The sequence below is a fragment of the Hyalangium sp. genome (assembly GCF_035629615.1).
GTDB lineage: Bacteria > Myxococcota > Myxococcia > Myxococcales > Myxococcaceae > Hyalangium.
This window is the reverse complement of sequence record NZ_DASPHO010000534.1, coordinates 1-13,802: the sequence shown is the minus strand read 5'-3', so window position 1 is coordinate 13,802 and position 13,802 is coordinate 1. Positions and strand designations below refer to the sequence as shown.

Here is a 13,802-nt window from a genome sequence, read left to right as displayed (position 1 = left end):
CAGGCCTTCCGTCCCTGCATGCAGCCGGTGAGCGGCGTGGCAGGCCGGCAGGTGACGACCATCGAGGGGCTCGGAGGCCAGGGCCTCCATCCCGTGCAGCAGGCCTGGATTGCCGAGGATGTCGCCCAGTGCGGGTTCTGCCAGCCGGGCCAGATCATGGCGGCGGTCGATCTCCTGCGGAAGAACCCTCAGCCGTCCGACGCGGACATCGACGCAGCCATGAGCGAGAACGTCTGCCGGTGCGGTACGTACGTTCGCATCCGGTGTGCCATCAAGCGCGCTGCCCAGACGCTCCAGAGCGAAGGCGGAGGGGGCTGAGTCAGGTCCCTGGCGGCTTGCGCGGGAGGTCCGTGCCGAAGGCCGCTTGCAACAGATCGATCAGTCCCGGCCATGCCTCCGCCGACAGCCACAGCCCCTCCTCGCAGTGCTCGGCCGACATCGCCAGCGCCGAGGTCTCGAAGAGCCTCGCCGAGATCGCACCTTCCTTCGGAAGCCTCCCCTCCACCTCCAGCACCTTTCCGTCCCAGCGCAGACCCGGCGGCAGGAGCTTCTCCGCCAGGGCTCGCACAGGCCCCTGCCCCACTCCTGCCCGCAGCACCCCCATCAGCGCGGACATGGCCATGGACTCCTCCAGCTCCACCTTTCCAGGCGTGCGCAGCCACAGCTTGTAGCCCCCGGCGGCCAGCTCGACGCGCTCCAGCGTGGCCTCCACCCGCAGGCGCCAGGTGCTCACGGAGAGCCGCACGTCGTACACCGCCGGCCCTGGCTCCCAGCTGCGCAGCTCCAGTGCCTTCACATTGCGCAGCACCTGCCGTGTGAGCGCCTCCACGCGAGCGTGCGACAGCCTCACCCGCTTGCGCCCCACATCGATTGCCACGTCCGCCGACAGAGCCGAGGGCAGCCGCTTCACCCAGTCGAGCGCACCTTCCAGAATCTTCGCCGCCAGCGGTTGCCTGGCCATCCTGTTGCCTCCGGGTGCCGCTGCGGCCACAGGCCCCATCGCCCAGGCCGCCACTCTGTGCAGCGGACACTCGCACAATTGGTCCCTGCCGTGGGCGCCATCCAGCCCTTGGCGCCCGCTTCACTGGGAGCATGAGTAGGGCCACCTTCTGGACAGGGGCCCCAAGGTGCTACGGTTCAGCACCTTCACGAGGTAAGGACCCTGGACAAGGCGACACTCGACAAGCTCCTGACGGTGGGCGTGCAGAACGGCGCCTCCGACATCCATTTCCGGCCCGGCGATCCGCCCATCTACCGCGTCAACGGGGTGCTCCGCCCCCTGCGCACGGAGAAGCTGGCGCCCGAGCACACGCGAGAGGTGGCCCTCCACCTCATCCATGATCCGGAGATAAAGAACCGGGTCGACGCCATCCAGGAGCACGACTCCTCGTATGGCCTGGTCGGGGTCGCCCGCTTCCGGGTGAACATCTACCGGCAGCGCGGCACCCTCGCGATCATCCTCCGCATCATCCCGGCCAACGTGCCGACCATCGAGGGGCTCGGGCTGCCGGAGGTCCTCAAGTCGATCGCCAGCCAGGAGCGCGGCCTGGTGCTGGTGACGGGAGCCACGGGCTCGGGAAAGAGCTCCACGCTGGCGGCGATGATTGACCACATCAACCGCAACGAGAGCCTGCACATCCTCACCATCGAGGACCCGATCGAGTTCATCTACAAGAACGTCAAGTCCTCCATCTCCCAGCGGGAGATCGGTCCGGACACGAGCAACTTCGCCATCGCGCTGCGCTCGGCGCTCCGGCAGGACCCGGACGTCATCCTCGTGGGCGAGATGCGCGACACGGAGACGATCGACATCGCGCTCAAGGCGTCCGAGACGGGCCACCTCGTGCTCTCCACGGTGCACACGACGGATGCCTCGCGCACCATCAACCGGCTCATCTCGGTGTTCAACGCCGAGGAGCAGGCGATGGTGCGCCTGCGTCTGGCCGACAGCCTCATGGCCACCATCTCCCAGCGGCTGCTGCCTCGCGCGGACAACAAGGGGCGCGCGGTGGCGCTGGAGATCATGGTCCAGACGAAGACCGTCCAGGAGTACATCCGCGAGGACCGGGCCAACGAGATCAAGGACGTCATCGAGAAGGGCCGCGACACCTACGGCACGCAGTCCTTCGACCAGCACCTCAGCAAGCTGTACCGCGAGGGCGTCATCTCCCTGGACACGGCCCGCAGCGCGGCCACCAACCCCGCCGACTTCCAGCGCGCGCTCGAGTTCGAGTGAGCGTGGGCAGGCCTCTCACCCGCCTCCAAGTTGCTTGGGCGGGCGCTCCGTGGAGGCTCGCAGCGCCTCGACGGGCAGCCCCGCTTTGCTGCCCAGCTCGAGGTACTCACGCACCATCAACCGTGTCTGCTCCCCGACCTTGGTGAAGTGGACCTCGAGATAGGCCTCGAAGTCTAAGGGCACCATCCTGGAAGCAAGCGGCAGCAGCACCTTGAACAGGAGGGGGCGCAGGAGCGGGAGGAGGAGGGCGGCAGACTGCTGCGTGTGCCATGCAGCGATCCGCACAGCCTCCTGCGCGGCCCGATGGACCTGCGCCAGGGACTCCGGCGCGAGGAATCGCTCGAAGCTCCACCCCGCCGCCGCCAGTCCATCCACGAAGGTGGTCAGCACCGCGGAGGGGACGGCGATGGCGCGCGCCACGTCACGGTGGCGCCGAGCTGGATACCCGCCTGCCCGCAGCGTCCGGAGGACCTGCTGGAGGCGTTCCTCGGGGCCGCTGAACAGGCCTCGCGACAGAGGGGGGAACCAGAAGGCCGTCCCAGGCCCCAGAGCCGACGCTCCGGGCCGAAGAGGCGCATGGAAGCTGAGAAACGGAACCATTCCAGCGACGAGCCGCCCCGGAGAAACCCGCTGTGACAGCCAGTCGCGGTCATGAAGCCCGGGCTGGTGCATGACCCAGGTCGCCTCTCCCGTGACTCGGGCGAGTGCGTCCACCCAGCTCCCGGCGCGCAGAGCCGTTGAGGAGACGCAGAGCCAGACCTGATCCCAGCGCTGGGCAGCGACCTCCTCGGTGGAGACGTGGACACCGAAGCCGGAGAACGTCATCGGCGCGGGGGACCGCTTGAAGAGGCCGAGCTCGTAGAGCGTGAAGCCCCGGCGGGCCTCTTCGGCATGCTTCTCCTTCACCAGGAAGGAGATCTCGCAGCCGGCCGACTGGAGGAACCAGCCGAACACCTGGCCAATGGCCCCTGCCCCTACCAGCAGAACTCGAGGTTTCGTGCTCATGGCCCTCTCCCCTCACGCACCCTCACACAGCCTAAACCCCTTCGGCTCAAGCTGCTGACCTGTTTTACAGATAATCCTCGTCTGGATTGATTTTGCCACGAGCCTGTGGCAGAGCGGCACCCGCCCCCCAGACCCCGAGGAAGTCCCATGCGTCTCAACCTGAAGACCCTCTGGCTCGTGCCCGCGCTGCTGGCGAGTGCCTGCGGTCCCACCGATGTCCTCCTCGACGAGGACTCGGCCTCCTTGGACACCGTGGCTCAGCGGGTGCTCTACGCGCCCCCTCCACCCGCCAGCGGCAACATCCTGGATGCCACCACGTACATGGGCTCGGTAGCGGTCCCCGGCTCCGTGCAGACGCGCTTCACCACCAACCCTCAGTACTTCTCCTTCAGCTTCCAGGCGCGCGCCGGCGCTCATCTCAAGCTCGAGGTGACGCACCTGGGCAGCAGCATGGGCCTGGATACCGGCCTCTTCGTCTACGGCCCCCGGGCCGCCAATGGCAGCTACGGCACCACGGTGCTCGCCCAGGACGATGACGCCGGCTACGGCCAGCTCAGCAAGATTGCTGGCGTCGCCCTGCCCACTCAGGGCGAGTACCTCGCGGTGGTGAGCGCCGGGGCCGGCTCCGGCAAGCAGTTCCGCCTCCAGCTCGACTGCCTCAACGGCACCTGCACGCCGGTGCTGGATCCGTCGGTGTACTCCTCGTGCGAGCTCAACGTGGCCACCCGCATCGAGATCTGCGTCCAGGCCCGGGTGGAGGAGGTGGACCCGGTGCTCGGCCGGCGCATGACGGCGCAGGAGGCGTACGACGTGTGCACCGGCCTGGATGACGCGCACGCCAACTACCTCTACGTGTGCGACGGCAGCAGCGAGCAGCCGGAGTTCTGCGCGGGCGGAGAGGCGCCCTACACCCAGCAGATGTGGCCGGTGTGCCGGGCCTTCTACCGGGACTACTACGGTCTCTACACGCTGACGCTCTCCTCCGCGCCGCTCAGCGCCAACCTCCAAGCCAAGGTGAGCGCCGGCAACGCCGCGTGCCAGACGCAGAACTGGTCCACGTGCCACGGCGAGCTGGAGGCCTACAGCTTTCCGTGGAGCACCACCGCCACGCCGTGGCTCCAGCGGGCCGTGGAGGCCGTGGCCGACCAGCGCGGAGGGATCAGCTACTGGGGCGAGGAGCTCCTCTCCTACTCGCAGTTCGTCGCCCAGGCGAACCCGGACTTCCAGCTCCACCCGGCCCTGCTCACCGACGTGGGCAACGGCACCGAGGCCGTGCAGGTGCACCACCTCTACGACGAGCACATGACGGCGCCCGACTACTGCGAGTTCACCCACACCTACGTCCTGCTCTTCCCCGAGTCCCACAAGGTCGCGGTGTTCGACTACCTCTACGGCCGGGACTGCTAGAGCCGGCAGCTCGGACAGCTCCGGTTCAGCGGCGGTCCCTCCTCTACTCCGCCCGCAGCGCGACGGCCGGCGGTACACGCGTGGCCCGCCGCGCCGGCAGCCAGCTGGCGATCAGGGCCACGCCCAGCAGCCCCACCACTACGGAGATAAAGGTGATGGGGTCGTGCGGGCGTACCCCATAGAGCACGCTGTCCATGAGCCGTGCGAGCATGAGTGCGCCCGCGAGGCCCACCGCGAGGCCCACGCCCACCAGCCGCAGGCCCCCGCCCACCACCATCCGCAGCACGTCCCCGGGCGTAGCACCGAGCGCCAGCCGCACGCCGATCTCCCGGCGCCGCTGGCTCACCGTGTACGCCAGCACCCCGTAGATGCCCACCGCGCCGAGCAAGAGCCCGAGCGCCGCGAACAGGCCCATCAGCACGGCGAGCAGCCGCGGACGCGCCACCCCCTCGCTCATCACCTGCTCGAGGCTGGTGATGCGGGTGATGGTCTGGTTCGAGTCCACGCTCCACACCGCCTTCTGCACGTCGGCCGCCACCCGCAGCGGGTCTCCGCGGCCGCGCACCAGCAGGTTCACGCCGACGCGGATGTTCTGCAGGGCGTGCAGGTAGAGCATCGGCTCGGCCGGCTCGGAGGGGCCTGCCTGCCGGGTGTCCCCCACCACGCCGACGATCGTCACCGGCGGTCCACCCAGCGCGAGCGTCTGCCCGACCGGATCGCCCTCCAGCCCGTAGCGGCGCACGAACGCCTCGTTGACCACCACCACGCGCCGGGCGTTCTCCCCGCCCCGGTCATCATCGGTGAAGTCACGGCCGGCCTTCACGGGGATGTGCAGGGTACGGAAGTAGTCGCGGCTGATGTGCAGCACGTTGGCGCGCACGAGCTCTTCAGGCTTGCCCGGCACCGCCACGCGGAGCATCTCCACGTCGGACTGGCCGGGCAGCGTCTTGGCGGCCCCGACAGACTCCACCCCGGGCACCGCGCGCACCGCCTCGAGCACCCGCTGGTAGTACGTCGTCAGCTCCTCGCTGTGCGAGGAGCCGATGCTGAAGCCGACGACAGCGACGCCCTGCGCGTCAAAGCCCATGTCCGTCGACAGCAGGTGCGCCAGGCTTCGCGCCGCGAGCCCCGCCCCGCTGGCGAGCATCACTGCGAGCGCGACCTCCGCCACCACCAACCCGCCCCTCAGGCGCCGCCCACCCCCCGACCCCTGGCCCGGCGAGGCGCCCTTGAGCAGAGGTTGCAGCGAAGGCGCCGCCGCCCGCAGCGCGGGCAGCAGACCGAACAGCACGCCCGTGAGGGCCGACAGGCCCAGCGTGAACGCGAGCACCGAGCCGTCCAGCTCCACCTCGCCCGCCCGCGGCAGCCGCCCGGACGCCAGCCGGACGAGGCCCTCGGACCCGAGCACCGCGATACCAAGGCCCAGCAGCCCGCCAGCCAGTGCCAGGAGCAGGCTCTCGGTGAGCAGTTGGCGCGCGAGCCGCCCCGGCGAGGCCCCCAGCGCCGCACGCACCGCGATCTCCTGCTCGCGCACCGTGCCGCGCGCGAGGAGCAGGTTGGCGAGGTTGGCGCAGGCAATGAGCAGGATGAAGGCCACCGCGCCGAGCAGCACCAGCAGGCTCGTCTTCACCTCTCCCACCATTGACTCATGCAGAGGCACCACGGTGGCGCCACTGAAGCGCGTGTTCGAGTCGGGGTGCTCGGCCTCGAGACTGCGCGCCATGCCGTCGAGCTCCGCGCGCGCCGTGGCCAGCGTCACGCCCGGCTTGAGCCGGCCCACCCCCGCCAGCCAGCGCGATGCCCGCTGCTGCCATGGAACCCTGTTCTGCGTGAGGGAGGCCACCGGCAGCCACGCCTCGGCCGAGGGCGAAGGGAAGTCAAAGCCGCGCGGCATGACGCCCACCACGGTGCAGGGCTTGCCGTCGAGCGTCACAGTGCTGCCCACCACGTCCTTCGAGCCGCCGAAGCGGCGCTGCCACAGCCCGTGGCTGAGCACCAGCACGTCCGCCTGGCCAGGCACGTGGTCCTGGGCCTGCAGCGGGCGACCGAGCTGAGGGGTACGGCCGAGCGCCTGAAAGAAACCGTCCGTCACATAGGCGATCGACAGGCGCTGCGGCTCGCCGTCGCCCACCAGGTCCCCGCCTGTCCGGCCCTCAGCGTAGAACCAGGCGCCAGCGGCCTCCAGCGACTGCGCCCCGGTGCGCCAGTCCTCGAAGTCCGGGAAGGAGAAGGCCCCCTTGGGGTTCTCGGGTGCCACCTGCCACAGCCGCACCAGGCGCTCGGGCTCGGGGTACGGCAGCTCGCGCAGGAGCACCCCGCGCACCACACCGAAGATGGCCGTGTTGGCGCCGATGCCCAGCGCCAGCGTGAGCACCGCCACCAGCGTGAAGCCTGGCGTGCGCAAGAGGCCGCGCACCCCGTACCGCACGTCCTGCACCAGCGCTCCCCACCGCAGGGCCCGCCCCATCTCTCGCTCCCTTCGACGGCTCAGCTCCACACACGTGTCGCGGTAGTGCGCCACGTCCCCGAAGCGCCGCAGCGCCTCCTCGCGCGCCGCCTCCGGCGCCATCCCGCTCTGCACGAGCCGCTCCACGCTCAGCTCGAGGTGGAAGCGCAGCTCCTCGTCCACATCCTGCTCGAGCGCAGGCGGCCGCACCGCCAGGCGCAACAGGCGCCGGAACGGCCAAGGGCGTGCGCGCCGCGCGTTGTCTTCAGCCATGGGTCGCCCGCGTCCTCAGGCCGACTGCAGGACGCGCGTGACGGCGTCCGCATAAGCCAGCCAGTGCTCGGTGCTGGCGCGCAGCTGGGCGTGGCCCGCCCCGGTCAGCCGGTAGAATTTGGCACGCCGGTTGTTCTCCGAAACGCCCCACTCGGACTCCAGCCAGCCGCGCCGCTCGAGCCGGTGCAGCGCCGGGTAGAGCGCGCCCTCCTCCACCTTCAGCGCCTCTCCGCTGCGCATCCGGATGAGCTCGGCCACCCCGTAGCCATGCTGCGGCCCCCACGACAGGGCCTTGAGCATCAGCACGTCCAGCGTGCCCTGCAGCAGCTCCAGCGACGTGTCACCCATGAACCTCTCCCCTTTTCATCTTAGGGGAGAGTGCCCCGCTTCCCCTAAGCCGTCAAGGGGAGCCAGGAAGCGCAGCTCGGCAGGCTGCTCGAAGTCCTGGGATTTCAAGCCGTTAGGGCCGCCATGGAAAAAAGGATTCGACGTGTCGATCTCGCGGACCCAGGTTCGACGAGACAGTAGGGCCCAGGTTCAAGGGCTCCCAACCCGCAACCCAAAGGAAAGCCGACCATGCGCTTCATGATGCTGATGATCCCCAAGGGGTACGAGAAGGCTGCGCCGGGCGCGATGCCGGACGCCAAGGGCGTTGATGCGATGATGAAGTACAACGAGTCCCTGCAGAAGGCCGGCGTGCTGCTTGCGCTCGATGGCCTCCACCCGCCCTCGATGGGCGCTCGCATCTCGTTCCCCGGCGGGAAGGCCAAGGTGACCGACGGACCCTTCACCGAGGCGAAGGAGGTCCTCGGCGGCTACTGGATGATCCAGGTGAAGTCGAAGGAAGAGGCGATCGAATGGGCGTCGCGCTGCCCCGCCTCGGAGAACGAAGTGATCGAGGTTCGCCAGGTGCAGGAGTTCTCAGACTTCCCGGCCGACGTCCAGGAGGTCTTGGGCAAGTTCCCCGAGCTGCAGGAGCAGCCCACGCAGAACACCCGGTCGTAACGCCGGCAGCTCCGCCCGCGTTCCCGCACTCGGGCGAGCTGGACACGATGCGCTCGGTATCGGCAGAAATGCAGCGGCCCTCCCCGGACTGCTGAGGAGGGCCGTTGCCTGCTTCTCCCCTCTGGGATCAGAAGCGCTCGATGCTGAAGTCGTCGTCGCCGCCACCCGCAGCGGCCGGCGGCGGAGGAGGACGCGCCCCACCCGCGGCCGGAGGACGAGCAGCCCCCGCGGCCGCCGGCGGAGGCGGAGGACGCACGCCCGGAGCAGGAGTCGCCGGGCCTGGACGACCACCCGCCGCTGGAGCCGCGGCCGCAGGTTGCCCCTTCTGCGCGAACGCCGCGGAGCCGGGCACCGGGCGGGCCTCGCCGGCCTTGCCGTCGAAGTTGTCCCACTTGGAGTCGGCCGTGCCGCTGATGCCCGAGAAGCGCAGCGCGAAGTCGTCCGGGTTCGTCGCCTGCCGGTGCGCCTCCTCGTACGAGACGAGATTGTTGCGCACCAGCCCCATCAGCGACTGGTCGAAGGTCTGCATCCCGTAGGAGTCGAAGCCCTGCGCAATGGCGTCGTGGATCTCCTTGGTGCGGTCCTTGTCCTCGATGAGCTCGCGCACACGCGCCGTCACGCGCAGCACCTCCACCGCGGCCACGCGGCCCTTGCCGTCCGAGCGCGGAATGAGGCGCTGGCTGACCACCGCCTTGAGCACCGCGGCCAGCTGCAGGCGCACCTGCTTCTGCTGGTGCGGAGGGAAGGCCGACACGATGCGGTTGATCGTCTCCGTGGCATCCAGCGTGTGCAGCGTCGACATCACCAGGTGGCCCGTCTCCGCCGCATGGAGCGCCGTCTCGATGGTCTCGTAGTCACGCATCTCGCCCACGAGGATGACGTCCGGGTCCTGCCGCAGCGCGCTCTTGAGCGCTTGCGAGAAGGACAGCGTGTCCACACCCACCTCGCGCTGGTTGATGATGGAGCGCTTGTCGCGGATGAGGAACTCGATCGGGTCCTCCACCGTCATGATGTGGTTGGTCTCGTTGGCGTTGATGTGATCGATCATCGCCGCGAGCGTGGTGGACTTACCCGAGCCCGTCGTCCCCGTGACGAGGATCAGCCCGCGCTCCTCACTGACGAGCTTCTCGAGGATGGGCGGCAGGAGCAGATCCTTGATGGTCATCACCTTGAAGGGGATGACACGCAGCACCGCGCCGATGGTGCCGCGCTGCTGGAAGATGTTCACGCGGAAGCGGCCGAGGCCGGGCACTCCGTAGGCAAGGTCCACCTCGTTGCTCGCCTTGAACTTCTCCTTCTGGAACTCGTTCATGATGCCGAACGCCATCCGCGCCACTTCCTCCGGCGGCAAGCGCTTGCCGTCCTTCAGGGGCACGAGGGATCCGTCCACGCGGAACATGGGTGGGAGTCCGGCCTTCAGGTGGATGTCCGAGGCGCCGCCTCGGAGCGCGATCTGCAGAATCTCGTTGAGTTCCATGGTCGGAGGCGATGCTAACACCGCCCTCGGGCCGGGCGAAGATCCCCCCCGCCCCCCGAAAACACGACGGCGGAGGCCCCCTTGAGGGAACCCCCGCCGCAGATCGCTCCCATGAGGAGCAGACAGCCTAGCGCTTGGAGAACTGGAACCGGCGGCGCGCACCCGGCTGGCCGTACTTCTTGCGCTCGACGGCGCGGGCGTCGCGGGTGAGGAAGCCGGCCTTCTTCAGCACCGGGCGGAACTCCGGGTTGAAGGCGCACAGCGCGCGGGCGATGCCGTGGCGGATGGCGCCCGCCTGGCCGGACAGACCGCCGCCCTTCACGTTGACGGTCAGGTCGACCTTGCCCTTCTGCTCGAGGATCTCCAGGGGCTGGAAGAGCACCATCTTGGAGGTCTCGCGACCGAAGTAGTTGTTGATGTCGCGCCCGTTGACCGTCACGGTGCCATCACCGGACTTGAGCCACACGCGGGCGGTGGCCTCCTTGCGGCGGCCAGTGGCGTAGAAACCATTCTCAGGATTGATAGGCATGGGGTTCTGCTCTCGTCATCAAAGGTGGGAAGAAGGCTACGCCTCAACCGAACGCGCGGCAGGCTTCTGCGCAGCGTGGGGGTGGGTGTCACCCGCGTAGACCTTGAGCTTGGTCATCATCTGCCGGCCCAGCGCACTGCGCGGGAGCATGCGGCGCACGGCGTTGATGATGATGTCCTCAGGGTGCCGCTGGCGCAGCTTCTGGAGGTTGGTGATCTTCAAGCCGCCGGGGAAGCCCGCCCGCGAGTGGCGGTAGTAGAGCTTCTCCTGCTCCTTGGTCCCCGTCACCTTCACCTTGGCGGCGTTGATGACGATGACGTGGTCCCCGGTGTCAATGGACGGGGTGTAGATGGCCTTGTGCTTGCCCTTGAGCAGCGTGGCGATCTGGCTGGCGGCGCGGCCCAGCACCTTGTCCGAGACGTCCACCACGTGCCAATCGCGCTTGATATCCGACGCTTTCGCGCTGTAGGTCCTCTGCGACATTGTGTGCACTCCAAAACTCTGCTGCGGCAGCCGCGTGCGCAGGCCGCCTGACATAGTCGAACCAACCACGGGTCCTCCCTGAATACTCCATGGGGTGGCCCGGAAAGGCCGACCCTCTTAGGAGGAGCCAGGGGGTAAGTCAAGACCGTGCCGCATGCCTGCGCCACAAACCCTGCGATCACCCGGCACCCGGGCCCTGGAGCCGGGTCACCCTAGCTTGGGGCCGGTCCCCCGCCTGCCCCCTTGGCCTTGAAGCGCTCCTTGAGGTTGGCGAAGAAGTTCTTCTCCTGTGCGGTGGGGGCCCCCGTCCGAGGGGCCTCCAGGTCGATCAGCTCCACCGTCTCGGGCGGCAGGTCCTCCAGGAAGCGGGAGGGCGTACAGGGGACATCCTTCCCTCGCTTCACCCGGATGGCGGCCCGCGTCAAATAGAGGAGCTCCTTGGCCCGGGTGATGCCCACGTAGCAGAGCCGGCGCTCCTCCTCGAGGTTCTGGGGCTCCCCCTGCATGCCCTTGTGAGGCATCAGGTCCTCCTCCATTCCAATGAAGAAGACGAGCCGGTACTCCAGCCCCTTGGAGGAGTGCACCGTCATCAGGGTGACGCGCCGGTTGCCGCCCGGCACCTCGTCCTCTTCCTCCTGCCGCGTGTCCAGGCTCAGCCGGTTCAGGTAGGTGAGCAGGCTGGCCTTGGGGCCCTCGCGCTTCTCGAAGGCCTCCAGCGAGTTGAGCACCTGATCCACCGACTTCAGCTTCTTGTCCGCCGAGCTGACCGAGAGGGCCTTCAAGCGCGCCGCCTCCTTGAAGCCGATCTCCTCCAGCAGGTTGCGCGTCACATGCGCCAGGTTGCCGCCCTCGAAGAGCCCCCGGTAGCGCTCGAGCATCCGGAGGAACTCGCGCACCTTCCCCGCCGCCCCCGAGGGCAGATCCTCGTACTGCTCGCTGCGCTCCATGGCGTCCCACAGCGCCAGGCTGTCCGCCCTCGCATGCGCGTGCAGCCGCTCCATCGTCACGTCGCCAATGCCTCGGGCGGGCACGTTGACAATCCGCAGCAGGCTCACCTCGTCCTTCGGGTTGGCGATCACCTTGAAGTAGGCGATCACGTCCTTCACCTCGCTCCGATCGAAGAACTCGCTGCCGCCCACCACCTCGTAGCCGATGCCCTTCTCCCGCAGTGACTCCTCGACGGGGCGGGACTGCCCGTTGGTGCGGTAGAGCACGGCGATCTCGTCCGCTGGGATTCCATGGGCGATGTGCTTCTCGATCTCCCGGGCGATGTAGCGCGCCTCCTCCTCCTCGTTGGGGCACTTCACCACCCGGATGCGCTCGCCGCCCGCGCGATCCGTCCACATGCGCTTGGCCTTGCGCTCCGGGTTCTTCGCGATCACCGCGTTGGCCGCGTCCAGCACCGTCTGCATGGAGCGGTAGTTCTGCTCCAGCCGCACCTCCTGGGTGCCCGGGAAGTGCCGGTCGAACTGGAGGATGTTCTTCACCTCGGCACCGCGCCAGCTGTAGATGGCCTGGTCGTCATCCCCCACCGCGCAGACGTTCTTCGCCGTGCCCGCCAGCAGCTGCAGCAGGTCCATCTGCGCCAGGTTCGTGTCCTGGAACTCGTCCACCAGGAGGTAGCGGAAGCGCCGGGTGTACTTCTCCCGCAAGTCGTCGTGCTCGCGCAGCAGCCGCGCCGGCAGCACCAGCAGATCGTCGAAGTCCACCGAGCCCTGCGCCTTCAGCGCCAGCTGGTAGCTCGGGTACACCAGGTGGGTGATGAGATCGTAGTCGTCCCCCATCCCCTCGGGCTTGGGCGCCGGCGGCAGGCCCGAGTTCTTCGCCTTGGAGATGAGGGTGAGCACCTTCCGGGCGTCAAAGGCCCGATCATCGACCTTGTGATCCCTCATGGCCCGGCGGATGAGCGCGAGCTGATCCCCCATGTCCGCGATGGCGAACTTCCGGGGCCACCCCAGCCGGTGGACGTCCTCTCGCAGCATCTCCGCACCGAAGGCGTGGAAGGTGCACACCAGGACACCCTGTGCGCGTGGCCCCGCCATCTTCACCAGCCGCTCCTTCATCTCGGTGGCGGCCTTGTTGGTGAAGGTGACGGCGAGGATGTTGCGCGCCGAGGCCCCAAAGGGCCGCTCGTTGAGCAGGTGGACGATGCGGTGGGTGATGACGCGCGTCTTCCCGCTGCCCGCCCCCGCCAGCACGAGCAGGGGGCCCTCGAGCGTCGTCACCGCTTCGCGCTGTGGGGGGTTGAGCTTCGAGAGGTCCATTGCGCGCCGCGCGGGGATACCTTTTGATCGGTCCCGTGCACGAAATCAAATCCCATCTGGTCCTGCTCCTGCTCGCCGTGTCGCCGGGCCTCGGTTGTTCAGAGGACAGCCGCGCCAAGGCGGCAGAGGCTCCCGTCGCCGCGGCGCCCGTGGCCCCCTTGCCCTGCGTGTACTTCAAGGAGCTGGCGCCCTTCCTCCCAGAGTCACTGGACGGCTTCACCCACACCGGCACCGAGGGCTCCACCGGCAAGTACGGAGAGGTGTCTATCAGCGAGGCCGAGCGGACGTTCACGCGAGGTGAGGATCGCGAGGTGAAGGTACGCATCGTGGACACCACCCTGGGGGTGAAGATCGCCAAGTCCATCCGAGCGGCGGCCCAGGAGGCGAAGCGGCGGCCGGAGAGCGATCCGACGGCGCCCATCTTCTGGGATGCGGCGGTGGGCTTCGTGCGGTACGACCCGTCCGAGGCGACGGCGGAGGCGAACCTGCTGGTGGGAGATCGCTACGTGGTGGCGGTGACGAGCCGAGGCTTCCCTGGCACGGTGGAGGTGCGGCGGGTGGCGCGCGGCATCGACCTCGCGGGGCTGGCCCGACTGCGATAAGTCCCCGTGTGGCCTGCCCGCGGGCCGCAGGATGACCCGACAAATGGAAGGAGTTCCCCGAGTGAAGGAGAAAGG

13 protein-coding genes are annotated in these 13,802 nt (G+C 68.6%); 5 read left to right on the top strand and 8 right to left on the bottom strand.

Annotated features, from left to right (window positions below):
* Positions 1-318: (2Fe-2S)-binding protein (locus VD972_RS27080; protein WP_324991640.1), on the top strand; the 318-nt coding region annotated here is incomplete at its 5' end.
* A 1-nt stretch (position 319) separates the two neighbouring features.
* Here the strand turns inward: VD972_RS27080 and VD972_RS27075 are convergent.
* Positions 320-961, bottom strand: coding sequence for a hypothetical protein (locus tag VD972_RS27075; protein ID WP_324991639.1), 642 nt, complete (start codon positions 959-961; stop codon positions 320-322).
* 240 nt (positions 962-1,201) lie between these two features.
* Here VD972_RS27075 and VD972_RS27070 point away from each other — a divergent pair, with 240 nt between their 5' ends.
* Complete coding sequence (locus VD972_RS27070) at positions 1,202-2,236, top strand: type IV pilus twitching motility protein PilT (protein ID WP_414654138.1); 1,035 nt, start codon at positions 1,202-1,204, stop codon at positions 2,234-2,236.
* A 15-nt stretch (positions 2,237-2,251) separates the two neighbouring features.
* Here the strand turns inward: VD972_RS27070 and VD972_RS27065 are convergent, their stop codons facing one another.
* A complete protein-coding gene (locus VD972_RS27065) occupies positions 2,252-3,241 on the bottom strand; it encodes a ketopantoate reductase family protein (RefSeq protein WP_324991638.1) in 990 nt (329 codons plus the stop codon).
* Positions 3,242-3,388: 147 nt separating this feature from the next.
* Between VD972_RS27065 and VD972_RS27060 the strand changes: the two genes are divergently transcribed.
* Positions 3,389-4,648 carry a hypothetical protein gene (locus VD972_RS27060; protein WP_324991637.1) on the top strand — a complete coding sequence of 420 codons (1,260 nt, stop codon included), beginning with the start codon at positions 3,389-3,391 and terminating at the stop codon, positions 4,646-4,648.
* A gap of 43 nt (positions 4,649-4,691) precedes the next feature.
* On the opposite strand, the gene VD972_RS27055 is transcribed toward VD972_RS27060, so the two are convergent.
* Both VD972_RS27055 and VD972_RS27050 read right to left on the bottom strand, forming a co-directional pair.
* Positions 4,692-7,367 (bottom strand): ABC transporter permease, encoded by a 2,676-nt coding sequence (locus tag VD972_RS27055; protein WP_324991636.1) that lies wholly within the window; start codon positions 7,365-7,367, stop codon positions 4,692-4,694.
* 15 nt (positions 7,368-7,382) lie between these two features.
* Positions 7,383-7,715 carry a PadR family transcriptional regulator gene (locus tag VD972_RS27050; RefSeq protein WP_324991635.1) on the bottom strand — a complete coding sequence of 111 codons (333 nt, stop codon included), beginning with the start codon at positions 7,713-7,715 and terminating at the stop codon, positions 7,383-7,385.
* Positions 7,716-7,943: 228 nt separating this feature from the next.
* Between VD972_RS27050 and VD972_RS27045 the strand changes: the two genes are divergently transcribed.
* Positions 7,944-8,372, top strand: a complete 429-nt coding sequence (locus tag VD972_RS27045; RefSeq protein ID WP_324991634.1) for a YciI family protein — start codon at positions 7,944-7,946, stop codon at positions 8,370-8,372.
* A 127-nt stretch (positions 8,373-8,499) separates the two neighbouring features.
* Here the strand turns inward: VD972_RS27045 and VD972_RS27040 are convergent, their stop codons facing one another.
* The 4 genes from VD972_RS27040 to VD972_RS27025 form a co-directional block, all read right to left on the bottom strand.
* Positions 8,500-9,849, bottom strand: coding sequence for a type IV pilus twitching motility protein PilT (locus VD972_RS27040; RefSeq protein WP_324991633.1), 1,350 nt, complete (start codon positions 9,847-9,849; stop codon positions 8,500-8,502).
* Between the two features lie 127 nt (positions 9,850-9,976).
* Positions 9,977-10,378, bottom strand: a complete 402-nt coding sequence (gene rpsI / locus VD972_RS27035) for a 30S ribosomal protein S9 (protein WP_324991632.1) — start codon at positions 10,376-10,378, stop codon at positions 9,977-9,979.
* A 36-nt stretch (positions 10,379-10,414) separates the two neighbouring features.
* Positions 10,415-10,861: a 50S ribosomal protein L13 gene (gene rplM / locus VD972_RS27030; RefSeq protein WP_324991631.1), complete on the bottom strand. Its 447-nt coding sequence runs from the start codon at positions 10,859-10,861 to the stop codon at positions 10,415-10,417.
* Between the two features lie 212 nt (positions 10,862-11,073).
* Positions 11,074-13,125, bottom strand: coding sequence for an ATP-dependent helicase (locus tag VD972_RS27025; protein WP_324991630.1), 2,052 nt, complete (start codon positions 13,123-13,125; stop codon positions 11,074-11,076).
* A gap of 35 nt (positions 13,126-13,160) precedes the next feature.
* Between VD972_RS27025 and VD972_RS27020 the strand changes: the two genes are divergently transcribed.
* Entirely contained in the window at positions 13,161-13,727 is a 567-nt protein-coding gene (locus tag VD972_RS27020; RefSeq protein WP_414654137.1) for a hypothetical protein, read from the top strand.
* The last annotated feature ends 75 nt before the right edge of the window (positions 13,728-13,802 follow it).